Origin of the sequence: Burkholderia sp. Ed8, assembly GCF_040761425.1 — a bacterium.
GTDB classification, from domain to species: Bacteria; Pseudomonadota; Gammaproteobacteria; order Burkholderiales; family Burkholderiaceae; genus Burkholderia; species Burkholderia seminalis.
The window spans coordinates 123,523-149,955 of the sequence record NZ_CP142887.1; the positions used below are offsets into that span (position 1 = coordinate 123,523).

Sequence of the window (26,433 nt, forward strand, 5' to 3'; positions counted from 1 at the left end):
GCGGCCGGAGCTCACACGTCAGGTCGATTCAGCCACGCCGGCTTGCTTTTGTTGCAGCTGCTCGCGAATCGGGCTAAGCACTTCGTCGTTGTGCTCACCCAGGGTCGGCGGCGCGACAACATCCTTGCTACGCTCGCCGTCGAAGGACACCGGCGGGCGAACGGTCCGAAACTCGCCCATTTCTTTATGAGTCGTCGAGACCAAAATTTCCAGATGCTTCGCTTGCGGGTCCTCGAGCGCTTCGCTCGAGTCATACATTGGGGCGTGCGGCACATCTTGGACTTCAAGCCGCTCGCACCAATCCTCTCGAGTGCGAGTCGCGAAGATGCCTTGGAGGATTTCGATGAGCTCTGCCTGATGCGCAATGCGCCCGGCACGGTCCGCGAACCGAGGGTCTTGGAACAACGTGGGCCGCTCGATTGCTTCCGCCAGGCCTTGCCAGAACTTCTCGGGGGACGACATGTGCAAGGCAATCCACTTTCCGTCGGCACACTTCAATACGTATGACTGGGAGACGCTCGGGCGGGAATACGGGCCCATTACTTCACCGGCCGAATAGTAGTGAGTGAACGCGTCTAGGTTGAAGTGCGTCATGGCTTCCAGCATAGACACTTCGACCTTTCGACCTTTACCAGTAACGTTACGCTCGTGCAGCGCGCCTAGAATTCCGTAGGCCGCATAGAATCCAGTCAAGGAATCGGCGATAGCCGGTCCAACGACGCGAGGATTCTCTGGGTTAATCAAAAGCCCCAGGAATCCGCTCGCAGCTTGTGCAACAGAGTCGTAAGCAGGGCGGCCTGCCGCCGGGCCCGTTGCCCCAAAGCCGCTAATCGAGCAATAGATGAGGCGAGGGTTGATTTTCTGAAGCCGCTCGACGCCTGCGTTGAGGCGCTCCGCTGCGCCCGGGCGGAAGTTTTGAATGTAGACGTCCGCACTGCGGATAAGTTCATCAAATGCCTCGAGGTCGTCTTTGTTTTTCGTATTGAGTTCAATGCTCCGCTTGTTGCGGTTGTACGTCTGATAGTGCGGGCTGTAGAGGCCGCCCTTGAAGGCACGGAAAGGGTCGCCGCTTTCCGGCTGTTCAATCTTGATGACATCTGCTCCAAGGTCACCCAGCAACATGCCGGCTGCAGGGCCGGTGATGAACGTTCCTTGTTCAAGGACACGAATCCCGGCAAGAACCTTTGCCATAATGTATGTACTCCTTAGTTGACCAGTGCGGTGTGCGCGGTCACTTGGCTGAATAGAACTCAGCTATCGCGTTAAGCGGCGCTAGCGTGCATCGGAGCTTCATGCCTCAACGATGCCAGCAACCTGTCGACCGAAGCTGCAATCTGGTTTGCCTCTTTCGAGGCTCCGTAAATGTAAAAATCGGGGCGGACTAAGAGCGCGTTAACGCCGTGGCGGTCGCAGAAAGAGTTTAGTTTCCCGTCGACGTCGTGCGCCTTGCCGGGGCGCTCCTCGGCCGAGAACTCGACGATTCGCGTACCCAGACGCGTCAGCGCGGCAATTTCGGCAGCGCTCAGCACATCCGCTGCGTTCGCGTTGCGAAGAAGGAGCGTGAAGCCGTCTCCGAAAACTTCGTCCATGCGTCCGACCTTGCCATCAACGGACAGGTGGGCGTGCGGTCCGAGGCGTCCGGCCAGTTCTGCGCCGGCATCTGCATGGTCGAGCAGGCCTTCCTTGAGAATGGGAAAATCAGGAGGCGGCGCTGCCGTACCGTGCCTGTATGACAGGTCGCGCGCCGCTGCCTTCTCGGCATCGGCGACGCATACAATCTCGCCCAGATGCATGGATATGTCGATGATTTGATTTGCGTGCGGCTTGCGTTCTGTCTCGTAAGTGTCGAGGATGTCCTCCGTAGCGACACCCTTCATCACTGCATCAAGTTTCCAGGACAAGTTGAAGGCATCGCGCAGACCGGAGCACATTCCTTGGCCCATGAATGGAGGCATCAGATGTGCGGCGTCTCCCGCAATGAAGATGTTGTTCTTGCGCCAACTGCAGGCAGACAGCGATTTGAACGTGTACACCGCATGTCGAACAAGTACAGCCTGACTGGGGTCGACCCACTTCGACAGCAGGCGCCAGACGTTTGCCTCACCTTCGATTTCCTGCTTGCTTTCGGTCGGGAGCCGCATGAACTCCCATCGACGGATTTCCCTGCCATGGAAAATGCCCCCAGGGACGAAAGTGGTCGGTCTGACCGGGTCGCAGAGCTGGCCTGCTGAGGGCACGTCGAGATGGACGCCCTCATTGACAAGAACGTCGACGACGAGCCAGTCGGCCTCGAAACCACGGTTGTACCATTCGATGCCAACCGAATTGCGGACGAAGCTGTTAGCGCCGTCCGCGCCGATAACGTATCTGGCCGAGACGGTGCACTCTGTGTCGTCTGACTTGTTCTTGAATGTGACGGACGGGCGCTTCGTATCGGCGTCTACCGAAAGAGCCTCCCAGCCAAGGTTAAGTTCGACGTTGCGCAGTTGTTTGACTCGGGCGTCGAAGGCTGCTTCAAGCGAGGGCTGATGAAAGAAGTGAGCCTCTGGACCGCCTGAAACTGATTCGACGGTCCAGTCAATGTCAAGCAACATTTCCCAGTTCGCATTGAACCACTGGTACCGCGGAGAAGGTGCCGACAGTTGCTTCAGCGTATTTCCCGCACCAGAGGCCATAACAGCGCGATAAATCTCGTGGTCCATACATACTGCCCGGGGCAACGGGTACGCGGATTGTTGACGCTCATACACCGCCACTTTGTAGCCTTTCGACCCGAGAAGGATTGCCAGCATCTGCCCTACGGGCCCGTAGCCGACAATCAAAACGTCTACCGCTTTTTGCTCCATGTCCTGTCTCCTGGTTTCAGATTCCGGACTCGTTCGTTTCGACGAGGTTGACCGGGACTTTCAGTGTCCCGGCGTGAAGCCTTCAGGCGCTTCACCGTCATAGACGACCTCGCGCGTTGCCTGATATGACAGGGCAAAGCCGATGGGTTTCTCCAGCTCTTCCGTCAAATGGCCAATAAGACCGGCGGTGCGAGCTAGAATAGGAATACCCTTCAAGGCCTGAAGGGGGAAGCCAATTCCAAGCAACACCGCCGGAATGGCGGCGGAGACGTTCAACATCAGGCTCTTTCCTACGACTTCGGGAATGACCTTTTCGATGGCTTCTGCAATTCGCACATACGTCAGGTCAATTTCGGCGCTTCTTGCAACGTCGAATAGAGCGTTCACGCGTGCATCGCGTTCCTTGTGCAACGGGTGACCATAGCCCGGAATCGCCCGCTTCTGAGCGCGATACTCGGCGACCACTTGCTTAGCAGCGGACGCATAGTCATTGCTGCCTTCTGCTCGGGCTTGCACTTCCTTGAACAAGCGACCAGCCGTTTCAGACGCGCCTAAGATGACTGAACCGCATCCGAGGATGCCTGCCGCAACCGCACCCTGGAGTGCATCCGGTGCCGCAGCTAGCGTCATGCGGCTTGCCTGCACGCTAGGAACGAGGCCATGCTCAGCAATAGCGACGAGCGTTGCGTTAAGGACCGTCGTCGCAGCTGGCATCGCGGGCTTGCCCGTGACCAGCAAGTGAAAATAGTCCGTGAAAGAAATATTACCGATAAGTTCAAGCGAAAGGTTCTTGCCCCGAACGATTATGGTTTCCGCGTTCGACGCCGAGATGGCAGTCTTCGGTACAGTTTCTTTGCCGATTTTCATTTGGTGATTCCCTAGGGTCTGTTTACATTCGATGAAATGTGTTTACATCTTGTTTTTTGCACGATCAAGGCAAGATGGTCCGAACATTACTGAGCGACGAGGTATGGGCACGAATCGAGTATGTCCTGCCAGGCAAGGAAGGCGACCCGGGGCGAACGGCAGCCGACAATCGGTGGTTTGTCGAGGCCGTTCTCTGGATCGGCCGCACGGGTTGTCCGTGGCGCGACTTGCCGAAGGAATTCGGCCGATGGCATACGGTGTACATGCGCTTCTCCCGGTGGCGTCGCAAAGGCGTGTGGGAACGCGTGGCACATGCGGTATCCGACGAGACGGAAATCAAACGCGTGCTGATCGACTCGACCATCGTGCGAGCACACCAGCATTCGGCAGGCGCCCGAAAAAAAGCGGCCCGCAAGCGCTCGGCCGCTCACGAGGAGGATTGACGACCAAGTTGCATCTGGCCGTTGATGAAGCCGGGCGGCCGCTGCGAATGATTGTCACGCAAGGACAGGTCTCGGACATTTCGTGTGCGCACGAATTGGTCGAGCATCTGCGCACGGGCGCCGTGATTGCTGACAAAGGTTACGACTCGGACGCCTTCGTGAACACCATCCGCGCTACGCGCGCGAAGGCCGTTATCCCGCCGCGTTCGAATCGAAAGACCAAACGTCGGTACAGCCGCGTGCTGTATCGAACTCGGAACATCGTCGAACGCTTCTTCAATCGCATCAAACATTTTCGTGGTGTCTCCACTCGTTACAACAAGCTCGCCGGTAACTATCTCGCCTTCGCGGCGCTTGCTTGCGCCTTTGGACCGCTGGTGAGAATGTGAACAGGACCTAGTGGTCAGGCCGCGTTCTGAAGAGCGGTCTTGTCCGCTTTGACGAGACGGAAGTCGTATTCGCAGGTCCAGAAAGGTACGGTCACTTGCTCGCCCGTCGGAGCTATGCCCGGTTCATGGCGCTTAAAATCGACGACAAGGCTGTCCTTAACGCCGAAAACCGCGTCGCTATCCAGGTACGGGGTGTCGGACGGGAACAAGTGAGTAATGACTGTTTTGTAGTCGGGTGCCGACACGATGAAGTGTATGTGGCCGGGACGATTCGGATGCCGGCCCAGGGCCTCGAGCATCGCGCCGACGGGACCGTCGGTAGGCACAGGGTAGAAGAACGGCTTGATTGAGCGGAACCAGTATTTCCCGTCCGCGCCAGTCGTAAGGCGACCACGGGCGCGCATCTCTTCGGACTCGAGTTGCATGTCGTAATTGCCTTCACCATCACCCGACCAAATGTCGAGCAATGCGCCTGCGAGAGGTTGCCCTTCCAGCGTCAGCATCTTGCCCGAATAAAAACAAGGTTCGCCGACGATACCCTTTGCTAGGTCGCTGCCCATGGGCAACTCCGGCGCGCCCTGCCAGTAGTACGGTCCAAGCACAGTTTGTTCGGTGGCGCCGTTCGGGAAGCGATTGTTGATTGCGTCGACCAGGATTGATACGCCGAGGGTGTCCGACATGAGGATGAACTCCTGCCTTTTGTCGGTGCAAATCTGGCCTGCCTTTGTCAGAAACTCAATGGCGGTCATCCACTCTTCGCCCGTCAGCTCGACGTCGCGCACGAAGTTGTGAAGATGGCGAATCAAGGATGTCATGACAACGCCGAACCGCTCATCTTTCGGGTGCATACGAGCGATGGCTTCATCGGTGATGGTGAACTCTCGAGAACTCATTGAATGTCTCCGTTTGAGGGGCTGGAGGGCCTACATCCCCGTTATGGAGATGGGCTCGTCTTCGTATGAACACCAGTTTACGCGCGTGGATGCATGAATGAAAATGAAGTTTTCACCCGCAAAATAATCGATGGCATCGATAGAATGGAGCCGGCCGGCCGCTTGGAGGGAATCTTGGAACTGAGACATTTGCGCTATTTCGTCGCGTTGGCGGAGCAACTAAGCTTCACAAACGCAGCCGAAAAGGTCCATGTAACGCAATCCACGCTTTCGCATCAGATTAAGCAGCTCGAGGATGAGCTTGATTGCCGACTCTTCGACCGCATCGGTAAGCGAATCGTAATGACTGAGACGGGGGAGGCATTTCTTGAGCGGGTTCAGAATGCGCTGCGCGAGGTCGACGAAGGCGTTTGGATGGTAAGAAAAACGTCGGACGTCTTGAGTGGCGAAATCCGGGTTGGGGCGACGCATACGTTCAACATGCGCATCATTCCCCGATGCATGTCAATTTTCATCGAAAAGCACCCTTCCGTCCGCGTGACTGTTCTCGAACTGGCCGGCGATGACATTGCAAAGGGCTTAATTGCCGGTGAACTCGACCTGGGCGTCGCGTATCGTCCACCAGACCTAGAAGCACTGCGATTCGAGCCGCTGTACAACGAGGAGATGGTCCTTGCGGTAGGAGAGCAGCACCCGTTTGCACGCCGGCGCTTTGTGCGTATGGTTGAGCTCCACCTTCAAAAAGTCGTCCTGCTGCCGCGTACTTTCGCAACGCGCGCGATGCTTGACGAATGCTTCCGCGTTGCAAACGCGGTGCCTGCCGTTGTCGCAGAGATGAACGCCATTGCGCCGATGATTGAGCTGGTAAGCGCAACGCCTGTAGCGGCCATCGTCTCAGAACACGCGATTCGTCGTGCAGATGTTCGTATCGTGCCACTCGAAAGTCCGACGCCAGTTCGAACGCCTGGACTATTGTGGAAGCGTGACGTGCAGCGAACGCCCGCCGCTCGTCACTTTGCTGCAATTATCCGGACAATCACAGATGAAGCTAATCTGCGTAAGGTCACGCGACAGCAGTCGCGGGCGCAGTAATACGGCCGCTAAGTCCCAAGCAGAGAAGAAAAAAAGAAGTACCTCGCGGCGCGAGCAACGAGGTATTTCTGCCAAGCGCCTAACCCACACATCACATCATCAAGACGCAACCACGGGTTTAGCCGCTTCAGCGCGGACAGGCACCGTCTCCTTCGTAAGCGTCATTTCGTGGCCGCATGGACAGAGCTGAAGCCGGTGTCCAAAGTGATGTCCGTTACTTCAAGTGGTGGGGACTACTTTGGAGTAAGCGGTCGGGAAAAGACGTCCTAACGTCGTAGTCCATGAATTGGCAAGCCTGCGAAACTACGGCAAGAGTCGCTGACGCAGCGTCGCAAATGCAGCCGGCGCCGGCTGAGTATTCAACCATTCCAGAACCCGCCGGCCACATTCATCAGCGTTTGTGGACGATGTGTCTACGACGTAGTCGTAATGCCGGTTAGCGTGAATCGATTGAAATTGAGACGCTGCTAAGCCGATCTTACGGTCACCACGGGTTGCTTCGCGCCCCTTCAAGACATCTAGCTCGCAAAAAACGCCAACGATGAGAACCGGTAGCTCGCTAAGGTCTTCAAGCAGGTAGCGCCACGCGTCGGCCGAAAGAACATGGTCGACGATTACGGCCTCACCGTGTCGGGAAAAGGTGGCAACTGTGGCATGAATTGCCCGACACAAGGCGGCCACGCGAACCTGTATCGTTGGCTTCTCGACGTCCCAGTATTGAGTAGAGTAGGCTCCATCCGTCGGAAGGCGTCAAGCTCGACATGCAAATGCTGCTGCTCCAAATTCTCACACAGGTATTTGGCGAGGGTACTTTTTCCCGAGATACTCGGACCATTCAAAACAATGACGCGTCCTGCGGGGCGCAGCGCTTGCATAAAAGTCTCGTCTATAGTGCGAGCGCCAAGGAGATTCCGGCGCGTGTGCACCAGTATACGGACGAAGAAATCTGTAGGCGATTAAATAAGGGGCGCGTTCAACTGGTCGTCGCAACACCTTCTGGTCTAATGTCGCCCCAGGAGGTAAGGTAAGAGGTGGCCGCGCAAATTCGGACAGTCGGATAAGTGGTTTGGCCGGGGCCTGAGCTGGCGATAATGCTGGCAAAGGAACCGAGGAAATGACGAAGAGAACCCGACGGACGCACTCAGCGGCGTTCAAAGCGAAGGTGGCGCTTGCAGCGGTCAAAGGCGAGCGGACGCTGGCGGAACTGGCGCAGCAGTTTGATGTGCACCCGAACCAAATCACGGAGTGGAAGCGGCCGTTGCAGGAGCGCGCGGCAGACGTGTTTGGCGCGGCAGGCGCGCCGTCGAGCGAGTCGCCAGCGGATGTGAAAACGCTGCACGCGAAGATTGGCCAGTTGACGCTGGAGAATGATTTTTTAAGCGGCGCGCTCACCAAGTCGGGATTGCTGAGCGCAAAGCGATGATCGACCGTACGCATGCGCTGTCGGTTTCGCAGCAGGCCCGGCTGGTCGGCATTGCAAGATCGAGCGCGTATTACCGGCCGCGGCCGATGAGCGAAGTCGATCGGATGCTGATGCGTCGGATCGACGAACTGCACATGGAGTTTCCGTTTGCCGGGGCGCGGATGCTGGCGCGACTGCTGCGTCGCGAGGGGCACGAGGTCGGCCGCCGTCGCGTGCGCACGCTGATGAAACGCATGGGTATTGAGGCGCTGTACTGCAAGCCGAACACGAGTCGACGCAACGCCCAGCACAAGATCTGGCCATACTTGCTGCGCGGTCTGAAGATCGAGCGGGCCAACCAGGCGTGGGCACTCGACACGACGTACATTCCGATGGCGCGCGGCTTCGTGTATCTGATGGCGGTGGTGGACTGGGCGAGCCGCAAAATCCTCGCCTACCGGGTCGCCATCACGCTGGAAGCCGTGCACGCGGTCGAAGCACTGGAAGAAGCGTTCGCCCGCTACTGGCGGCCCGACATCGTGAACACCGATCAGGGCAGCCAGTTCACGGCGAACGCATTCACCGAGGCCTTGCTGGGCCGGGGCATCCGGCTGTCGATGGACGGCAAAGGAAGCTGGCGCGACAACGTGTTCGTCGAACGGGTGTGGCGCAGCATCAAGTACGTAGAGGTCTACCTGAAAGCGTACGAGTCGGTCAGCCATGCTCGGCGCTCCATCGGCGAGTATATCGAGTTGTACAACCGGAAACGGCCCCATTCGAGTCTGTCGGATCAGACGCCGGATGAGGCATACTTCGCGACGCTGCCTGCGATCAAATTGGCAGCATGACTGCCCTGGACGTTCCACTTAAAAATCTCAGAAAACTGTTCGAACGAGCGAGGCCACCTCTTTCCATCTAAAACCTGATAAAAAATCATGTCGCATCATGATTCAAATGTCCAGCTTCCGGTTATTTAAAAATTTCGGATTCCAAGGTTATTTTATATGAAGTTTTTCCTATTTTTGAGTTCTAATTGGTGTCGAAGGTCGAGGTATGTCGAAGGTCGGCTCATGAAATTATTTGAATAAAAATACAAATTAATTAAAAACGTAGTAATGCCGTTCGCCGGTTGTTTCGTGGGTCGAACGGCACTGTTGTTATGCGAAATTCATTGAGTTAGTGATTGTTCGTTTGCGAATCGAGCTCGCATTCGCACCAATGTACGCGGATTGACGCCGAACAGATTCGCAACAGATGTTATTGATTCAGTCTTCATGAGAGCCAGCGCTTGCTCTTGTTGAGTCGCGCTTAAGGCAGGTTTGCGTCCATGTCGTTTCCCGCGTGCTTTAGCAGCCTGAATGCCTGCTTTGGTACGTTCGCTAATGAGGGTGCGCTCGAACTGAGCCATGGCTGCCATCATGTGAAATAGCAAGACGCCGCCGGACGAGTCCGTTGATATATTTTCAGAGAGCGATTCGAACTTGACATCCTGCTGCTCGAGGTAGCTTACTAGGTCAACCAACTTACCAAGAGAGCGACCGAGGCGATCGAGGCGCCATACCACAAGGACGCCGCCGTTCTTAAGGCGGTGTAGGGCTCGCTCGAGCCCGGGGCGCTGGAACGTCGCGCCGGAGATACCCTGATCGGCAAAGATGACTTCGCAGCCGGCGCGCCGTAGGGCGTCCTTCTGCAAATCGAGATTTTGTTCGTCGGTCGAGACGCGTGCGTAACCAATTTTCATGACTTTGTAGCTTTAGAGGGCCAGTCCAGGATGGCACACCCCGGCTGGCCAGTTGTATTGCTGACCGCAAGAATTCTGTAAGGAACTCGAACGACTTTGCAGCGGAAACCCTCCCCAAAAGCACGTTCGAGTTTCCAGCCCTGTAAAGCCGAACCCATCGGCAGTTCATTGCTCATCGGGAACGCAAAATTTGTAAGAGGGCGGCCGATTGTACTGGACAAAAACGGTCCGTTTTGTCTACCGTGCCACTTAGGCGTCGGGTCTCTCGGCAACTTCATACAAAACAAGCAGTTACCAAAAAACCCCACTCCTAAGCGGCACGGTAGTCGAAACGACCGATTTCGTACCGACCCTTATTTGTAGCGATCTCTGCTGTTCGGGTTTCTAGATTTTTAGCGTTCTAGGAGAGCTGAAGTCAGCTTGATTTAACTGCTATTTGCTTTGGTTTGATGGTATTGGGGTTGAAAAAATTAAATTAAAATCGGGGTAAAAAATGAATAATATTTACAAGGTGGTTTGGAGTAAATGCCGTGGTTGCTTTGTTGTTGTTTCTGAGCTTGGGTCGGCAGACGGGAAAGGTACTTCCAATTCTATTATTTTAACGACTACGAGTGTTGCTCTTGCTTTTTTGGGTTTTTCTCTGCCATTTTATGCGAATGCGTATTCGTTAGTTTTTAATGGCAGTGGACCCACTGTGTTTGCAACGAGCGGGTGCAATATTGCGGTTTTGTATGGTGCGACACAGAATTGTGTCGGATCAAATTCTACGGCCATCGGTGGCTTGTCGAGTGCGACCGGTTCAAATTCAGTTGCGTTCGGAGATAGTGCAACGGCCTCCGGAGATTCCTCAGCGGCTCTCGGTGCTAATTCAACTGCCGGTGCGGTGAACTCAGTGGCACTTGGCTATGGCTCCGTTGTTTTAACGGGATTATCTGGAGGTACTGCCGGCGCTACTACTATCAATAACACGACGATTGGCGGGACAACTTTCGGTGGCTATGCCGGATCTGGTGCGTCGGGAGGCATATTAAGCGTTGGAAAAGTGGGCTCGGAGCGACGTATTCAAAATGTAGCCGCAGGGCTTATAAGCGGAACTAGTACCGACGCAATCAACGGTAGTCAACTGTATGCCGTAGCCAGCGCGGTGACATCTACCATTACAAGCTTATCGTCTTCTACTTCGACGGGCCTGAGCACGACCAACAGCACGGTGACGTCGCTAAGCACGTCGGCGTCTACGGGCCTGTCGTCGGCAAGCAGCTCGATCACCTCTCTGTCGACAGGGCTGAGTTCGACGGACAGCACGATCACTTCACTGTCGACTTCGGCCTCGACGGGTCTGAGTACGGCCAACAGCACGGTGACGTCGCTAAGCACGTCGGCGTCTACGGGCCTGTCGTCGGCAAGCAGCTCGATCACCTCTCTGTCGACAGGGCTGAGTTCGACGGACAGCACGATCACTTCACTGTCGACCTCGGCCTCGACGGGTCTGAGCACGGCCAACAGCACGGTGACGTCGCTAAGCACGTCGGCGTCTACGGGCCTGTCGTCGGCAAGCAGCTCGATCACCTCTCTGTCGACAGGGCTGAGTTCGACGGATAGCACGATCACTTCACTGTCGACCTCGGCCTCGACGGGGCTGAGCACGACCAACAGCACGGTGACGTCGCTGAGCACGTCGGCGTCTACGGGCCTGTCGTCGGCAAGCAGCTCGATCACCTCTCTGTCGACAGGGCTGAGTTCGACGGATAGCACGATCACTTCACTGTCGACCTCGGCCTCGACGGGGCTGAGCACGACCAACAGCACGGTGACGTCGCTGAGCACGTCGGCGTCTACGGGCCTGTCGTCGGCAAGCAGCTCGATCACCTCTCTGTCGACAGGGCTGAGTTCGACGGATAGCACGATCACTTCACTGTCGACCTCGGCCTCGACGGGGCTGAGCACGACCAACAGCACGGTGACGTCGCTGAGCACGTCGGCGTCTACGGGCCTGTCGTCGGCAAGCAGCTCGATCACCTCTCTGTCGACAGGGCTGAGTTCGACGGATAGCACGATCACTTCACTGTCGACCTCGGCCTCGACGGGGCTGAGCACGACCAACAGCACGGTGACGTCGCTGAGCACGTCGGCGTCTACGGGCCTGTCGTCGGCAAGCAGCTCGATCACCTCTCTGTCGACAGGGCTGAGTTCGACGGATAGCACGATCACTTCACTGTCGACCTCGGCCTCGACGGGGCTGAGCACGACCAACAGCACGGTGACGTCGCTGAGCACGTCGGCGTCTACGGGCCTGTCGTCGGCAAGCAGCTCGATCACCTCTCTGTCGACAGGGCTGAGTTCGACGGACAGCACGATCACTTCACTGTCGACTTCGGCCTCGACGGGTCTGAGTACGGCCAACAGCACGGTGACGTCGCTAAGCACGTCGGCGTCTACGGGCCTGTCGTCGGCAAGCAGCTCGATCACCTCTCTGTCGACAGGGCTGAGTTCGACGGACAGCACGATCACTTCACTGTCGACTTCGGCCTCGACGGGTCTGAGCACGGCCAACAGCACGGTGACGTCGCTAAGCACGTCGGCGTCTACGGGCCTGTCGTCGGCAAGCAGCTCGATCACCTCTCTGTCGACAGGGCTGAGTTCGACGGACAGCTCGATCACTTCACTGTCGACTTCGGCCTCGACGGGGCTGAGCACGACCAACAGCACGGTGACGTCGCTGAGTACGTCGGCGTCCACGGGTCTGTCGACGACCAATAGCACGCTGACCTCACTGTCAACGTCGGCCTCGACGGGTCTGAGCACGACCAACAGCACGGTGACGTCGCTGAGCACGTCGGCGTCCACGGGCCTGTCGTCGGCAAGCAGCACGATCACCTCTCTGTCGACCTCGGCCTCGACGGGGCTGAGCACGACCAACAGCACGGTGACGTCGCTGAGTACGTCGGCGTCCACGGGTCTGTCGACGACCAATAGCACGCTGACCTCACTGTCAACGTCGGCCTCGACGGGTCTGAGCACGACTAACAGCACGATCACCTCGCTGTCGACCTCGGCGTCGACGGGTCTGAGCACGACCAACAGCACGTTGACCTCGCTGTCGACGTCGGCGTCGACGGGCCTGAGCACGACCAACAGCAACATCACGTCACTGTCGACTGCGACCACCAGCGGGCTGAACTCGTTGTCCACGGGGGTGAGTACGGTGAACAGCAACATCACGTCGCTGTCGACCGCCACCACCAGCAGCCTGGCCTCGCTGTCCACGGGGGTGAGCACGGTGAACAGCAACATCACATCGCTGTCGACCGCCACCACCAGCGGCCTGTCCTCGTTGTCCACGGGCCTGTCGTCGACCAGCAGCAACCTGTCGTCCCTGTCGACCGGCCTGAGCGCGACGAGCAGCCAGCTCTCGTCGATCTCCACCGCGGTCAACGGCGGCGGCACCAAGTACTTCCACGCCAACGCCACCGGCGCGGACAGCTCGGCGAGCGGCACCAACGCCATCGCGATCGGCCCGAACTCCACAGCCAGCGGCGCGAGCAGCTTGGCGGTCGGCGACACGGCCAACGCCGGCAGCGACGGAGCCATCGCGATTGGCCAGAACGCTAGCGCTACCGGCGGTAAGGCGGTGTCGATCGGGGTGGGCAACACCGCCAGCGGTAACGGCGCGGTGGCCATCGGCGATCCGAACGTGGTGACCGGAACTGGCGCAGTGGGTGCGGGTGCCAACAACACGGCCACCGGCCAGGGCGCCGTCGCGGCGGGCAACCTGAACGTCGCGACCGGCCAAGGTGCAGTGGCGCTGGGTAACGCCAGCAGCGCCAACGGCATCGGCTCGGTGGCGCTGGGCAACACGTCGAGCGCGGTCGGTGCCGGGTCGGTTGCCTTCGGCTCGGGGGCGGTGGCCAACAACGCCAACGACGTTGCGCTGGGCTCGGGCTCGGTGACGAGCGCCGCGAACCCGACGTCGGGTATGAGCATCGGCGGAACGGCCTACACGTTCGCCGGCGCGACGCCGACGAGCGTGGTGAGCGTCGGTGCGCCAGGCGCGGAGCGGCAGATCATCAACGTGGCAGCTGGCCGGGTGTCGGCAAGCTCGACCGACGCGGTCAACGGCTCGCAGCTGTATGCGGTGAGCCAGGCAGTGTCGTCGCTGTCGACCGCGGCGGTCGCGGAACTGTCAACGGCCACCAGCGCGTTGACGTCCCTGTCGACGGCGACCTCGAACAGCCTGAACTCGCTGTCGACCACGGTCAGTAACACAAGCAGCAACGTAGCGTCGCTGTCCACCGGACTGAGCAGCACGAAGGCAACGATCACGTCGCTGTCGACGGGGCTGAGCACTGCGGTGAGCAACCTCGTGTCGCTGTCGACGAGCTCGGGCGGGACGCTGTCGACGACGAGCACGGGTGGAACTGCGGCGGGCTCCGGTGCGCAGGCGAATGGCACGGGCAGTACGGCGATCGGGGGCCAGTCGACGGCTTCGGGTAGCAATTCGACGTCGCTGGGTCAGGGCTCGAACGCGACAGGCTCGAACGCGACATCGGTGGGCCAGGGCTCGAGTGCGACCGGTGCCGGTGCGACCTCGGTCGGCCAAGGAGCGGTTGCGTCCAGTTCCGGTGCAACAGCGCTGGGCCAGGGCTCGAGCGCGACGGGCTCGAACGCGACGGCGCTGGGTCAGGGCGCCAACGCCTCGGGTAGCGGTTCCTCGGCAATCGGACAGGGGGCAGTGGCCTCCGGGACGAGCGCCACGGCGCTGGGCAACAACGCGACAGCAGCGGGCGCCAACTCGGTGGCCATCGGTGCGGGCTCCGTCGCCTCCGAGCCGAACACGGTGTCGTTTGGCTCCGAGGGCAACGAGCGGCGTCTCACCAACGTGGCGCCGGGCGTGAACGGGACCGACGCGGCCAACATGAACCAGCTCTGGCGGGTTCAGTCGAGCGTCAACCAGGTCGCCAGCCGGGCCTATTCCGGGATTGCCGCAGCCACCGCGCTGACGATGATCCCGGAAGTCGATCCTGGTAAGACCATCGCTGTAGGCGTCGGAGCCGGCAGTTACCAGGGCTATGCCGCATCGGCCCTGGGTGCGTCGATCAGATTCAGCGGTGACTTGAAGGCGAAGATTGGTGTGGGCATCAGCGGTCAGGGTGCAACCTACGGTGCTGGCGTGTCGTACCAGTGGTAAAGCGGACGTAGGAGCGGTCGAGGGCGGGTCAGATGGTTCGCTCCACCCTCGATGCGCAGTAATCAAGTCGGGGCCACGAGAATATGTCGAAGCCCACTCGGTATTTCACAGGCGTTTTTGGGTGGCTTTCCGTGTCTACCTTGTTGAACAGCCCGTGGATCGTTTGCTCCCGTTATCGGGTCCTGACCGGCAACATTTTGACTGCGGGAAAACTTCTCGGCCTGCATTCGCTTGCTGTATCGGCACAGCAAGCGGAACGATCCAGGCAGATCGATCTGTTCGCAAGAAACTGACGGAGAAACCATGGATGCACACTTTAGCGAGAACCCGTATGAGCTTCGACGTGTGGATGACGCGCTGTGGCTGCTGCGGCACGGCGATTTGGTGGGCTCGAGCGAGCTGATCGAGCCGCAGATTGCAGCGCAAAGCGTGGATGCCCAGACGTGGGTGTTGTGGGCCGAACTGTGCAGGATGCGCGGCCGGATCGATGTTGCGAAACAGGCGACGAACCGGGCACTGGAGCTCGATCCACGCAGCGGTTGGGCGTTTGTCGAGCGATCGCGCGTGTTGCTTGCGCAAGGCGACGTGGCTGGCGCGTTGGACTGCTTCGAGCAGGCCTTCGCCGCGGGTCATGCACAGGGTGAGTGGATTCGGGAGTGGGTCGTGCTGCTATGGAAGCAGCGCGACTACGAGCGGGCAAGCGAGGTAGCGCTCGCGTATTGCGAAAACCAGCCAAAACATGCGCAGGCGTGGTTCATCCTGGGTTACTCACTCGAGCAGAGCGGGCATCTGCCCTCGGCCGTTCAGGCCTACCAGCGCTGCCGCAAGCTCGACGGCCAGTTCCCCGCGGTCAATACGAGCCTGGCTCGCGTGTTTCTCGAGATGAGCGATTTCCCAAGTGCCTCATTTCACATCGAAGAAGCGATCGTCGATGAACCGGAAAGCGCGATCGCGTGGTTCACGCTGGCCCGTGTGTATCAGGCGCGCGGGCAAACGGAGTCCGCGGAAATCGCCATCGAACGCTCGCTGGCGCTGGCGCCGGATTGTCCGGACTCGCTGCTACTGCATGCGCAGATTTTGCGAGAGGCGAGCCGGTGGAGCGAGGCCGATGCGCTGATCGAGCAGGCAGCCGAGCTTGCGCCAGCCGACGGGGCGATCCGTTTTGCCCAGGCGCAGGGGCAGTTATCCAGAGGCGACTTCGCGCGCGGCTGGCTCAACTACGAATGGCGTGGTCACACGCAGTTGAGCGGTCCGCGCGGCGAGCGGCTGCCGCTCGCGCGCTGGAACGGCGAGGATCTGCGTGGCAAGACGGTATTGGTGTGGTGCGACCAGGGCCTGGCCGAAAGCATTGCGTTCTCTCGGTTCGTCCCGTTCCTTGCGCGCGACCTGCGCTGCCGTGAAGCTCAGGTGGCTCTGTCGTGCCCAACCGCGCTGCACGGTTGGATGCTGGCCATGCTCGGCGCACACGTGAGCGTGCTCAGTGCGGGCACGGAGACGCTCGAGCACTTCGATTTCCATCTGCCGCTGGGTAGCGTGCCGTTCTATCTCGACATCGGCATCGAGGACATCGGCTCGGCGCTCGAAGCACTGCATGCAGATGGCCGGGCACCCTATACGGCGCTCAAGGCAACGGCCGGCAACCTGCCGCTGCGCGTCGGACTGAACTGGCTGAGCACGGATGGCGCGGACTGTGACCATCACGCATCGATCGATCCCCACTCGTGTGGCACAGCGCTGGCCGGACTGACGGACATCGCGTTTCATGTGCTACCGCGCGGAGCAGGCGCGGATATCCACGCATTGCAACAGAGCGGATTACCGATCCTCGACCATACCAAGACGTTTGACAGCTTGCAGCGCTGCGCGCATTACCTGCGCGGACTGGATCTGGTCCTGACGGTCAGCGGGCCGATCGCACATCTGGCCGCATCCATGGGTGTACCGACGTGGTTGATGCTGCACGCGAACCCGAGCTGGATGTGGATGACGCAGCGCGACGACAGTCCGTGGTATCCGGCCATGCGCCTGTACCGCCAGGAGCATGCGGGGGACTGGTCGTCGGTGTTGCATCGAATTCGGGCAGATCTTCAAGCCATGAAGCCCGGGACGCCGGCTGGAATCTGAGCCGGTCAAACTATTCATGAGCAGGTTGATCCAATGAATCAGATCGTCAAGTATGTCAATCAGCGCTACGCGCAAGAGCCACCTTATCCGGTGCTCGAGATTTTTGCGTATCTCAGACAATCGCTCTACGAAAACGTCGATGAATCGTTGGCTGGCCAGTTGCTGACTGCGTATCTGCGCGGGTTCGATGAAATCTACAGTCGTTCGGTGCCGCGTATCGGCCTACTCGACGCTGAGCATGCACTAACAGGAAACGTCGAGCCCGACGATGCGCTCGACCTGCGAGCCGAGCAGCTGGGCCGTCAACACGGCCGCTGGGCACGCCTTTATCTTCAGGCGCTGGTGTGAACGCCTCCAGATGATTCTGGCGAATCAATCGAAGAGTTGCATCACGAAAACCGGCCCACTACATGATGACGTAGTTCGAACATGGAAAAATATCTCGAATTGATCAACCAGCAACAACAGTTGCACGAAAAGATCAGTGAGACTCGTCGAAACGATATCGAAGAGATTCTGGAGGGCATCGTGCGAACCATGCTGACCTACGAGATCTCGCTCGACGAGATCAAGCGGGCACTGGCCGAACAGTGCCGCTCGAGCACGCGACCCAAGCGTGTCGCGAAGTATATGGATCCGGTCACAGGCTGCACCTGGTCGGGGCGTGGGCGCCGGCCCAAATGGATGGAAGGAAAGGCGGATATTGAGGGGTTTAGATTGCCTTGGTGATTCGCGAATTAAACCACGAATGATGGTGGATGAAGGAGACGAATAAAATGAAATCCGAACCAGGTGGACATCTGTCGAACCGGCGCGCGATTGCCGATGTAGGGGAAAGATTTATACGGTTCGATCCCATCGTGTGGGTGGAAGAGCATTATCCTGGGCAAGTGGAGGTAGTGGTGTCGATCCGTTCTAAAGTGCGAAATGTTTTAGAATGCCAGTTGGGTGCGCCACTGGCGGACCCATGCTTTTCGGTTTATGAATATGGTTTGGTATCTGGCGTACTTGGTGTTAACTCGGATGCTGCCCGTAGACTGGCAATAGAAAACAGCCAATTTATTGAAAAAATGCAGACCGATTCGACTCGCGCTCGATACATGAAGCTGTCCCACGAACTCGGTATGCGGCATGGTGAGCTGATTCGCAACAATACGCTCTCGAACTAATATCATTCTTCGGGTAGGTTACGACTAACGTGAGGACAGTATCTCAATCTGCTGGCCATCTTGCCGTTGGCATTTCGCTTTGTTCGCGCGACGGCCTGGCGATCTGGGAAAACTGCATTCACCAGAACATCGCGTTCGTCGCGATGATGCTCAAACGCTTGGATCGCGTCGGTCCCGTCTATTTCCTGAACGGCGGTGACGCGAACGCGCTGCCGGCCGGCCTCGACCTCGTCCGCCAGCACGAGGCGACGTTCGAACCGAGACTAGACCTGCCGGGCTTCACGGCGCGCCACGCGGATGCGGTCGTGTCGAACCACTGGAAAAACGGGCAGAATTATCTGTATTACGACGTGCTGTACGGCGGCTATCCGCTGATCCACAACTTGACGCTGATCGGCGACGCCGGCTATTACTACCTGGACTTCGACGCCGCCGCGGGCGACCGCGCACTGCTGCAGGCGTTCGCCGAACACGACGCGAACCTCGACGCGTATCGCGAGCAGTCGAAGCACGTGCTCGACTCGGTCAGCATCTACAACCCCGAGAACGTCGCGTCGTACTCGCGTGCGCTCATTTCCTTATTCTATAGCCGCTCAGGCGCAAAGGAGGAGTGCGCATCGATCGTGCCCCCGGACCCTGTCGCTCCACGCAGGTTCGGGATTTTTGTGCGGCAGAGCACCGCCGCACCTTTTTATGCTTTTCCGGATGGCTGTCGATCCGTAGAGCGCGTGATTGCCGGTCGAAGCAGATTTAAAGGGAGCCGAGAAATGATGACGTGCATCAGGAAAAACGCCGTCGTTAAGGCGAGGCGGTGCGTCGACCTCTCCCGGGAGCCCTATATCCAACGCATAGAAGGGCAGGACTGCTGACACCAGAAGGCTGTTCGCGCAGAACGTGTCGATGTTCAGCTTGTACATCGCGCGGCTGAACGGAGTGATGCGGCTGCCGCTCTTGCCAGGATTCACGTTGCGAAACACGCTGCCCTTGTCGTTGTAGAGCGCTCCGGGCTTGCCATGCCGTTCGATATATCCTCGTGTCTTCGTATGAGTACATGGACTAGCTCTTGATAGTCCAAGAATTCCGCCGCCCCCCGAACTGATCAACTTTCTCCACGCCCCTCACCATCACCTGCCGGACCGGCCCGATCTGTTTGCCCCAGCCGAAGCACTGTTCGATGCATTTGCGTTTGCGTTGGCTCAGTGCGTAACCGAGATTCCGTGTTGTCCGACCATCGATTGCACTTCCGCCGGTGCGCTTCGTGTTGCGTGCGTCGTGCGGCGTCACGTTGTATTCGCGGCAGGCCTTCACAAATCCACGCGTGTCGTACGCCTTGTCTGCGCGTACCGCAATACGTACGTCTGAACCCGACACATCGCGCAGCATGTCCGTCGTCGCTTTGCGTTCCGCTCGGCCATTCGCATCGCTGGCCTGAACGTTCACAACCAGACCGTGCCGGTTATCGGTCGGCACATGGCCCACGTAACTCGGCAAGGCTGGCGCTGCATTGCTCTTCCGATAGAGCCGGCTCTCTCCGTCGCTCTTCGATTCGTGCGTTTCATTACTGCGCGATTCGCCACGCCAATTGTCAGGCGGCCGTCATCGTGCCTGCCATCCTTGAGCCGGATGCTCTTGTGGCTGGTCCACGCATGGATCAAGGCGCCGTCCACACTGAAGTGTTCGCCCGAAAGCAAACCGCATTTATGCGTCGTTTCCACCGTCGCGTTGAAGAGGTCAGTCACCGCGTCGAACTCGATCAGTCGATGCCGGTTCTTGCTGAACACCGAATGATTCCACACCGCGTCTTCGATCGACAGACCGACGAACCAACGGAACAAAAGGTTGTACGGGATCTGCTCGTGCCAGCTACCGCTCGCTGCGAATGCTGTACAGCACTGAAGCAGCATCGCCCGCATCAGCTTCTCCGGCGTAATGCTCGGCCGGCCGCCTTTGATGCCCGCTTCGTAAATCGCCGAGAAACATGGCATCCATATTCGACAGCGCCTCGTTCATCCAAGTCCGGATCGATCGCAGCGGATGGGTTTGCGGTACGAACTCCTCCAGTCTGACTGTACTGAACAGGGATTCGATGTAGCTGGCCTCGCATGCTGCCTTCGTGCCTTCGTGTCTTCGGATCGGGTTGGCTACATCGTGACGGATCGGCGGGCGTATTTCAACGGCCTGTTAGACGGGCTGGAATTTTACAACTGACATCGGATAGAACTGGGTCAAATAAAGGCGCATCAATCTCTAGTTTTGTTTCATTATTTATGATGCCGTTTTCGCTATCTGAAAATTTCATTGATTCGATGATGCGCGCAAGAAATTATTTGTCTTCATCCGTCTTCGTTGAAAATATTAAATTGGTATCGTTAAATTTCGTGCGTTATTTATTTTTACAAAAATATTACACATCCTGCGCTGGCAATTTCAGCAGGCTATTGATCGAATGGGGCGGTGTCAAGCATGGGCAAATGGTAACTTTGCGCACTCGCTGGAATTAATTTGGCGTCCACAACAATAAATATTCTCGGTCAAATAAAAAATGTTGATCTTTTGTTGGGGGTGCATTTAAAATCTGTTTATTATTAGTGGGTTTGTGGGCTAATATTCGTTGTGAGCAAGACAAGTGGCCTTTCGGTCGAGTACTAAATGGCAGGGTGAGGTCCCAAGCCGCAGCCACGGCACAAAAGGGAGCTCCGGAGAGGGCTTGAGTTAACGAGGGTACAAGGGTCGTTACGCGCAGACGTCGCGTGCGGAGCGCCGGCAAGCCACTGCTTCAGCTGTATAACCTTCAGCACAACGAATCGAGTGCTGCCTTTATGTTTGGCACTCTTCTATGTATGCGCACCTGCAGCATGCCGCGACGTCGAGACGCCGCATCCACCGGAGAACGACGATGCCGACCGAAAAACACGTAGTCCCGCTACCGAATGGCCTGAAGGTCTATGTCGAACGGAACGTGTTCGACCCGGCGTTCGACACCGCGATGCTCGTCAACGGCGCGCTCGCGACGACGGCGTCGTTCGGGCAGACCGTCCAGTACCTCGGCGAGCGGATGAACACGATCTGCTTCGATCTGCCGTATGCGGGCCAGTCGCGTCAGTACAACCCGGGTTGCTGCATCCTGACCAAGGACGACGAAGCCGCGATCCTCCAGTACCTGGTCGAGCATTTCGCGCCGGCGTTCCTCGTGTCGGTGTCGTGGGGCGGCGTCGCGTCGCTGTTCGCGCTCGCGCGCGGCTGCCCGAGCGTGCGTCGCGCGGCGATCTGCTCGTTCTCGCCGTTCCTGAACGACGCGATGGTCGACTACGTGACGCGCGCCCGCGATCACATCGCGGCCGGCGAGAACCTGAAGGCCGCGCAGCTGCTGAACGACACCGTCGGCCGCTACCTGCCGCGCATCATGAAGCTGTACAACTACCGGTATCTCACGCGCCTGCCGCGCGACGAGCAGGACCAGGTCGCGTTCCACGTCGACCAGATCCTGTCGCTGCGGCCCGAGCGCTACTTCAGCGAGTTCTCGAACATCGGCTGCGAGCTGCTGTTCCTGAACGGCGAGCGCGACGAATACACGACGCCGGCCGACGTGCGCCAGCTCGGCGCGCACGTGTCGCGCGCACGGTTCGCGACGGTGCCGGACGCCGGCCATTTCCTCGACATCGAAGGCCGCGCGCAGCGCGAATGCACGCGCACGGCGCTGCTCGAGTTCTTCTGCGGCGAGGCCAGCGTCGCGGCCGGCATGGCGCGCGCCGCCGCGCATGCGTGCGTGCCCGCGCCGATGCACGCGCTGTCGTCGTGACGCCAACCGTCGTGCACCGGGTTCGCCCCGCACATCCGAATTCCCATCCCAACGAGGCAGGCCAGCCGTGAATATCGTTCAGACCATCGCCATCGTCGTTCCGTGGGCCGCATGGCTCGCTTACTGGATCGCCACGTCGCAGGGCGTGAAGACGACCGTGCGCAAGGAAGCGTCGCGCTCGCGCACGCTGCAGTCGATTCCGCTGATCGTCGGCGGCGCGCTGATCATCCTGCCCGATCCATCGTGGCAGGCGCTCGTGCCCGACTGGCAGCGCTTCGGGCTGCAGGCGCAGTGCGGGCTTGCGGTGCTGGCCGCCGGCCTGTTGTTCTCGGTGTGGGCGCGGCTGCATCTCGGCACCAACTGGAGCGTGTCGGTCACGCTGAAGGAGAACCACGAGCTCGTCCGCACGGGGCCGTACGCGTTGGTGCGCCACCCGATCTATACCGGCTGCCTGGTCGCGCTCGCCGGCGCCGCGCTGATCGGCGGCGAATGGCGCGGCGCGGTCGGCGTGCTGCTCGTGTTCGCGTCGCTCGCGTACAAGGTGCGCGTCGAGGAGAGCTGGCTCACCGGTCATTTCGGGCCGGCGTACACGCAGTACCGCCGCGAAGTGGCGGCGCTGATCCCCGGTTTCTACTGACCTCCGCGAGGCGCGCGATGGCGAAGATGATCGTGACCGCGATCGGCTCGGCGGGCGACGTGCATCCGCTGCTCGGTGTCGCGCGCACGCTCGCGGCGCGCGGTCACGACGTGGTGTTCTGCACGCACGCGCCGTTCGAGGCGGCCGTGCGCCGCTGCGGGTTCGCGTTCGTGCCGGTCGGTACCGCGGCCGAATACGACGCCGCGATGGAGAACCCGGCACTGTGGGATCCGCGCACGTCGTTCCGCACGCTGTGGCAGGTGATCGCGCCGACGCTGCGCCCGCATTACGACGCGCTGCATGCGCTGACCGATGCCGACACGGTGCTCGTCGGCACGCTGTGGGCGTTCTCCGCGCGCTTCATGCAGGAACTGCATGGCACGCCTTACGTGTCGGTGCAGGTGTCGCCGTCGACGCTGCTGTCCGCGCATGCGCCGCCGACGCACCCGCGCCTGACGATTCCCGCACGCTGGCCGCTGCCGGTGAAATCGGCGCTGATGACGCTGATCGAGCGCCAAGTGCTCGATCGTGTGTGCGGCCCGGCGCTCGACGCGGTGCGCCGCGAGCTCGGGCTCGCGCCCGCGCGGCGCGTGCTCGGCCGCTGGCTGCATTCCACCGACGGCGTGCTGTGCCTGTTTCCGGCCTGGTTCGCGCCGCCGCAGCCCGATTGGCCGTCGAACCATCTGCAGAGCGGTTTTCCGCTGTTCAACGATATTGCGACGCCCGACGATGATGTGGCACTCGATGCGTTTCTCGCGGCCGGCGAGCCCCCGGTCGTGTTCACGGCCGGTTCGACCCGCGTCGATCACGCGGCCTACGCGCGCGCGGTGGCGGACGCGCTGCGCGCGACCGGCGCGCGCGGGATCCTGCTGACGCCGCACGATGCGGCGCCGGGCGACGAGCGGCTGCTCGTGCGCCGCTTCGTGCCGATGCGTACGCTGCTGCCGCGTTGCCGCGCGCTCGTGCATCACGGCGGGATCGGCACCGCGGCGCTCGCGTGCGAGGCGGGGATCGTGCAGGTCGTCACGCCGTTCGCGCACGACCAGTTCGACAACGCGCAACGCGTCGTCGCGAACGGCTGCGGCGTGCGCGTCGACGGCCCGGTCGACGGTGCGCGGCTCGGCGCGGCGCTCGCTCGCGCGCTCGACGAACCGGCGTTCGCGGTGCATGCGAAGCGCATGCGCGCGCTGCTCGCGGCCGCGCCGGATGGTTGCGAGGCGGCCGCCGATTTCATCGAACGATTCGTGCCGAAGCGCGGCCGGCTGGCCGCGCGGGCCGATCTCGCGGCGGCCGGCGCATGAGCACCGCGTCGCCGCTTCAAGACGGGCCGGTCGCGCCGTCCGCGTTCGACACGCCCGCGCCCGCGCCGGCCGCGCAGCCGGTGCGCGGCATCCGCCTCGCGCTGCTGACGTTCGCGCTGTCGCTCGCGACCTTCATCGAGGTGCTCGATTCGACCGTGACGAACGTCGCGGTGCCGGCGATCTCCGGCAGTCTCGGCGTATCGAACAGCCAGGGTACGTGGGTGATCAGCTCGTACTCGGTCGCGGCGGCGATCGCGGTGCCGCTGACGGGCTGGCTCGCGCGCCGCGTCGGCGAGCTGCGGCTGTTCGTCGGCGCGGTGCTGCTGTTCACGCTCACGTCCCTGCTGTGCGGGCTGGCGCGCGACCTGCACGTGCTGGTGATCTGCCGCGCGCTGCAGGGGCTGTGTTCCGGGCCGATGGTGCCGCTGTCGCAGACGATCCTGCTGCGCACGTTCCCGCCGGACAAGCGCACGATCGCGCTCGCGCTGTGGGCGATGACCGTGCTGCTCGCGCCGATCTTCGGGCCGGTGGTCGGCGGCTGGATCGTCGACAACTTCTCGTGGCCGTGGATCTTCCTGATCAACCTGCCGATCGGGCTGTTCTCGTTCGTGGTGTGCACCGCGATGCTGCGCCCCGACGCGCAACGCGGCGCGGCCGGCCCGATCGACGTGCCGGGCATCGTGCTGCTCGTGATCGGCGTCGGTTCGCTGCAGGCGATGCTCGACCTCGGCCACGACCGCGGCTGGTTCGGTTCGCCGCTGATCGTCACGCTGGCGGTGGTCGCGACGCTCGCGATCGTGTCGCTGCTGATCTGGGAAGCAGGCGAGGCGCACCCCGTCGTCGATCTCAGCCTGTTTCGCGACCGCACGTTCTCGTTCTGCGTGCTGATCATCTCGCTGGGGATGATGAGCTTCTCGGTGGTCGGTGTCGTGTTCCCGCTGTGGATGCAGGCCGTGATGGGCTACAACGCGTTTCATGCGGGGCTCGCGACCGCATCGCTCGGCGTGCTCGCGCTCGTGTTCTCGATTCTCGTCGGGATTCACGCGCACCGCTTCGACGCGCGCGTGCTCGCGACCTTCGGCTTCCTCGTGTTCGCGGCCGTACTCGCGTGGGATGCGCACTTCACGCTGAAGATGACGTTCGCGCAGATCGCGGCGCCGGGGCTGATCCAGGGGATCGGGCTGCCGTGCTTCTTCATTCCGCTGACCGCGGCGACGCTGTCGCGCATTCCGGACGACCGGCTCGCCGCCGCGTCGAGCCTGTCGAACTTCCTGCGCACGCTCTCCGCCGCGTTCGGCACCGCGATGAGCGTCACGCTGTGGGAAAACCGCGCGACCTATCACTACGACACCGTGTCGCAATCGGTCACGCACGCGTCGGCGAACACGCAGCGCTTCGTGCACGCGCTGAACGCGATGGGCGTGGACGGCGTGCGCGAGTTGTCCACGCTGCACCACGTCGTGATGCAGCAGGCGTACATGATGGCGACCAACGACATGTTCTGGATGGCGAGCATGACGTGTCTCGCACTCGCGGCGATGATGTGGCTGACGCGGCCGAAGCGCGGCGCAGCCGCGTCGTTCGGGCATTGAGGAGAAGACCATGACGACACTCGGCGCACTCGTGATCCTGTATCACCCGAGCGATGCGCAGCTCGACGCGCTCCGTGCGTGGCGGCACGCGTGCGATGCGCTGCTCGTCGTCGACAACACGCCGCGGCCCGATGCGCGGGCGCGCGCGCTGTGCGACAGGGAAGGCATCGCGCTGCTGCATCACGGCAATCGCGGCGGGATCGCGGGCGCGTACAACGCGGGGCTCGCGGCGCTGTTTCGCGATCGCATCGACGCCGTCGCGCTGTTCGACCAGGATTCGTCGGTGCCGGCCGCCTATTTCCCGGTGATGCGCGACGTCTGTGCGGGGCTCGCGGGGCGCGCGTTCCTGGCCGGCCCGCGCATCTTCGACGAAAACGCGCGCAGCTTCCTGCCCGAACTCGCGACGAACGGCATCGGCCTGCGCCGCCTGCGCATCGAGCCGGGCGCGCCGCTGCAGCGCTGCGCGTTCCTGATCTCGTCGGGCTGCGTCGTGTCGCGCGACGCGTTCGACCTGCTCGGCCGCTTCGACGAGACGCTGTTCATCGATCACGTCGACACCGAATACAGTTTCCGCGCGCTGTCGCGCAACGTGCCGCTCTATGTCGTGCCGTCGCTGGTGCTGCCGCACCGGATCGGCGCGAAGCAGCGGCACGCGATCGGCCCTTTTGAAATGACGTCGATGAATCATTCGTGGCAACGGCGCTACTACAGCGCACGCAATGCGGTGCAGCTCGGGATGCAGTACGGGCTGCGCTTTCCGGTGGCGATCGTGCCGAACCTGCTGACCGTGTGGCAGGTCGTGCAGATCGCGCTCGTCGAGCGCGACAAGCGCGCGAAGCTGGCCGGCATCCTGTTCGGCGTCGCGGACGGCCTGTTCGGCCGGCTCGGCCCGCTCGAACGCACGCGGCCGCGTCTGGCCGCGCGTGCGCAGCGCGTTCGGCAGGGGTGAC

The 26,433-nt window shown here is 60.6% G+C and carries 18 protein-coding genes and 5 pseudogenes; 14 read left to right on the plus strand and 9 right to left on the minus strand.

Annotation, left to right across the window (positions count from 1 at the left end; genetic code table 11):
• Positions 1-18: 18 nt before the first annotated feature.
• The 3 genes from VXM69_RS32165 to VXM69_RS32175 all read right to left on the minus strand — a co-directional run bounded on the left by VXM69_RS32165 (position 19) and on the right by VXM69_RS32175 (position 3,713).
• Positions 19-1,191, minus strand: a complete 1,173-nt coding sequence (locus tag VXM69_RS32165; protein WP_039202356.1) for a CaiB/BaiF CoA-transferase family protein — start codon at positions 1,189-1,191, stop codon at positions 19-21.
• Between the two features lie 71 nt (positions 1,192-1,262).
• A complete protein-coding gene (locus VXM69_RS32170) occupies positions 1,263-2,846 on the minus strand; it encodes a bifunctional 3-(3-hydroxy-phenyl)propionate/3-hydroxycinnamic acid hydroxylase (protein WP_367190373.1) in 1,584 nt (527 codons plus the stop codon).
• A gap of 60 nt (positions 2,847-2,906) precedes the next feature.
• Positions 2,907-3,713 carry a citryl-CoA lyase gene (locus VXM69_RS32175; protein WP_367190374.1) on the minus strand — a complete coding sequence of 269 codons (807 nt, stop codon included), beginning with the start codon at positions 3,711-3,713 and terminating at the stop codon, positions 2,907-2,909.
• A gap of 74 nt (positions 3,714-3,787) precedes the next feature.
• Here VXM69_RS32175 and VXM69_RS32180 point away from each other — a divergent pair.
• Positions 3,788-4,545 (plus strand): annotated as a pseudogene (locus VXM69_RS32180) (IS5 family transposase).
• A gap of 14 nt (positions 4,546-4,559) precedes the next feature.
• Here VXM69_RS32180 and VXM69_RS32185 read toward each other — a convergent pair.
• Complete coding sequence (locus tag VXM69_RS32185) at positions 4,560-5,438, minus strand: intradiol ring-cleavage dioxygenase (RefSeq protein ID WP_175908227.1); 879 nt, start codon at positions 5,436-5,438, stop codon at positions 4,560-4,562.
• 174 nt (positions 5,439-5,612) lie between these two features.
• Here VXM69_RS32185 and VXM69_RS32190 point away from each other — a divergent pair, with 174 nt between their 5' ends.
• On the plus strand, positions 5,613-6,530 hold the full coding sequence (locus tag VXM69_RS32190; RefSeq protein ID WP_367190380.1) for a LysR substrate-binding domain-containing protein: 918 nt from the start codon (positions 5,613-5,615) through the stop codon (positions 6,528-6,530).
• A 303-nt stretch (positions 6,531-6,833) separates the two neighbouring features.
• Here the strand turns inward: VXM69_RS32190 and VXM69_RS32195 are convergent.
• A pseudogene (locus VXM69_RS32195) lies at positions 6,834-7,232 on the minus strand (hypothetical protein); the annotation flags it as partial.
• Complete coding sequence (locus tag VXM69_RS32200; protein ID WP_175907827.1) at positions 7,145-7,405, minus strand: hypothetical protein; 261 nt, start codon at positions 7,403-7,405, stop codon at positions 7,145-7,147. The gene VXM69_RS32200 and the pseudogene VXM69_RS32195, both read right to left, overlap by 88 nt.
• Positions 7,406-7,644: 239 nt before the next feature.
• Between VXM69_RS32200 and VXM69_RS32205 the strand changes: the two genes are divergently transcribed.
• A protein-coding gene (locus VXM69_RS32205) for an IS3 family transposase (protein ID WP_367190233.1) occupies positions 7,645-8,780 on the plus strand; the annotation gives its coding sequence in 2 pieces (ribosomal slippage) (positions 7,645-7,909 and positions 7,909-8,780; 1,137 coding nt in all).
• A gap of 320 nt (positions 8,781-9,100) precedes the next feature.
• Here the strand turns inward: VXM69_RS32205 and VXM69_RS32210 are convergent.
• Complete coding sequence (locus VXM69_RS32210) at positions 9,101-9,673, minus strand: recombinase family protein (RefSeq protein WP_175907823.1); 573 nt, start codon at positions 9,671-9,673, stop codon at positions 9,101-9,103.
• Positions 9,674-10,175: 502 nt separating this feature from the next.
• On the opposite strand from VXM69_RS32210, the gene VXM69_RS32215 reads away from it, so the two are divergent.
• The 6 genes and pseudogenes from VXM69_RS32215 to VXM69_RS32240 form a co-directional block, all read left to right on the plus strand.
• Positions 10,176-14,861 carry a YadA-like family protein gene (locus VXM69_RS32215; RefSeq protein WP_367190381.1) on the plus strand — a complete coding sequence of 1,562 codons (4,686 nt, stop codon included), beginning with the start codon at positions 10,176-10,178 and terminating at the stop codon, positions 14,859-14,861.
• A gap of 303 nt (positions 14,862-15,164) precedes the next feature.
• Positions 15,165-16,985 (plus strand): tetratricopeptide repeat protein, encoded by a 1,821-nt coding sequence (locus VXM69_RS32220; RefSeq protein ID WP_367190234.1) that lies wholly within the window; start codon positions 15,165-15,167, stop codon positions 16,983-16,985.
• Positions 16,986-17,018: 33 nt separating this feature from the next.
• Positions 17,019-17,333 (plus strand): hypothetical protein, encoded by a 315-nt coding sequence (locus VXM69_RS32225; protein WP_367190235.1) that lies wholly within the window; start codon positions 17,019-17,021, stop codon positions 17,331-17,333.
• 81 nt (positions 17,334-17,414) lie between these two features.
• Positions 17,415-17,714 carry an H-NS histone family protein gene (locus VXM69_RS32230; protein ID WP_367190236.1) on the plus strand — a complete coding sequence of 100 codons (300 nt, stop codon included), beginning with the start codon at positions 17,415-17,417 and terminating at the stop codon, positions 17,712-17,714.
• A gap of 47 nt (positions 17,715-17,761) precedes the next feature.
• Positions 17,762-18,154 (plus strand): hypothetical protein, encoded by a 393-nt coding sequence (locus tag VXM69_RS32235; RefSeq protein ID WP_367190237.1) that lies wholly within the window; start codon positions 17,762-17,764, stop codon positions 18,152-18,154.
• 29 nt (positions 18,155-18,183) lie between these two features.
• Positions 18,184-18,714 (plus strand): annotated as a pseudogene (locus VXM69_RS32240) (DUF2827 family protein); the annotation flags it as partial.
• Positions 18,715-19,032: 318 nt separating this feature from the next.
• On the opposite strand, the pseudogene VXM69_RS32245 reads toward VXM69_RS32240, so the two are convergent.
• Together VXM69_RS32245 and VXM69_RS32250 are read right to left on the minus strand one after the other, a co-directional pair.
• Positions 19,033-19,210 (minus strand): annotated as a pseudogene (locus VXM69_RS32245) (ISNCY family transposase); the annotation flags it as partial.
• Positions 19,211-20,287: pseudogene (locus tag VXM69_RS32250) on the minus strand (IS5 family transposase).
• 763 nt (positions 20,288-21,050) lie between these two features.
• Between VXM69_RS32250 and VXM69_RS32255 the strand changes: the two are divergent.
• The 5 genes from VXM69_RS32255 (at position 21,051) to VXM69_RS32275 (ending at position 26,432) form a co-directional block, all read left to right on the plus strand.
• Positions 21,051-21,953, plus strand: coding sequence for an alpha/beta hydrolase (locus VXM69_RS32255; RefSeq protein WP_034186072.1), 903 nt, complete (start codon positions 21,051-21,053; stop codon positions 21,951-21,953).
• 67 nt (positions 21,954-22,020) lie between these two features.
• Positions 22,021-22,590: an isoprenylcysteine carboxylmethyltransferase family protein gene (locus VXM69_RS32260; protein WP_034186073.1), complete on the plus strand. Its 570-nt coding sequence runs from the start codon at positions 22,021-22,023 to the stop codon at positions 22,588-22,590.
• 17 nt (positions 22,591-22,607) lie between these two features.
• The gene (locus VXM69_RS32265; protein WP_059556913.1) at positions 22,608-23,891 is read left to right on the plus strand and encodes a nucleotide disphospho-sugar-binding domain-containing protein; all 1,284 of its coding nucleotides are present in this window, start codon (positions 22,608-22,610) and stop codon (positions 23,889-23,891) included.
• Positions 23,888-25,483: a DHA2 family efflux MFS transporter permease subunit gene (locus VXM69_RS32270; protein WP_069705495.1), complete on the plus strand. Its 1,596-nt coding sequence runs from the start codon at positions 23,888-23,890 to the stop codon at positions 25,481-25,483. Before VXM69_RS32265 ends, VXM69_RS32270 begins: the two co-directional genes overlap by 4 nt.
• Positions 25,484-25,493: 10 nt before the next feature.
• Positions 25,494-26,432 carry a glycosyltransferase family 2 protein gene (locus VXM69_RS32275; protein ID WP_034186076.1) on the plus strand — a complete coding sequence of 313 codons (939 nt, stop codon included), beginning with the start codon at positions 25,494-25,496 and terminating at the stop codon, positions 26,430-26,432.
• Position 26,433: the final 1 nt, after the last annotated feature.

Coding starts and splice junctions, on each gene's coding strand:
- VXM69_RS32165 (WP_039202356.1), bottom strand. CDS start 1,191: ATGGCAAAGGTTCTTGCCGGGATTCGTGTCCTTGAACAAGGAACGTTC.
- VXM69_RS32170 (WP_367190373.1), bottom strand. CDS start 2,846: ATGGAGCAAAAAGCGGTAGACGTTTTGATTGTCGGCTACGGGCCCGTA.
- VXM69_RS32175 (WP_367190374.1), bottom strand. CDS start 3,713: ATGAAAATCGGCAAAGAAACTGTACCGAAGACTGCCATCTCGGCGTCG.
- VXM69_RS32185 (WP_175908227.1), bottom strand. CDS start 5,438: ATGAGTTCTCGAGAGTTCACCATCACCGATGAAGCCATCGCTCGTATG.
- VXM69_RS32200 (WP_175907827.1), bottom strand. CDS start 7,405: ATGCAAGCGCTGCGCCCCGCAGGACGCGTCATTGTTTTGAATGGTCCG.
- VXM69_RS32210 (WP_175907823.1), bottom strand. CDS start 9,673: ATGAAAATTGGTTACGCACGCGTCTCGACCGACGAACAAAATCTCGAT.
- VXM69_RS32220 (WP_367190234.1), top strand. CDS start 15,165: ATGGATGCACACTTTAGCGAGAACCCGTATGAGCTTCGACGTGTGGAT.
- VXM69_RS32225 (WP_367190235.1), top strand. CDS start 17,019: ATGAATCAGATCGTCAAGTATGTCAATCAGCGCTACGCGCAAGAGCCA.
- VXM69_RS32230 (WP_367190236.1), top strand. CDS start 17,415: ATGGAAAAATATCTCGAATTGATCAACCAGCAACAACAGTTGCACGAA.
- VXM69_RS32235 (WP_367190237.1), top strand. CDS start 17,762: ATGAAATCCGAACCAGGTGGACATCTGTCGAACCGGCGCGCGATTGCC.
- VXM69_RS32255 (WP_034186072.1), top strand. CDS start 21,051: ATGCCGACCGAAAAACACGTAGTCCCGCTACCGAATGGCCTGAAGGTC.
- VXM69_RS32265 (WP_059556913.1), top strand. CDS start 22,608: ATGGCGAAGATGATCGTGACCGCGATCGGCTCGGCGGGCGACGTGCAT.
- VXM69_RS32270 (WP_069705495.1), top strand. CDS start 23,888: ATGAGCACCGCGTCGCCGCTTCAAGACGGGCCGGTCGCGCCGTCCGCG.
- VXM69_RS32275 (WP_034186076.1), top strand. CDS start 25,494: ATGACGACACTCGGCGCACTCGTGATCCTGTATCACCCGAGCGATGCG.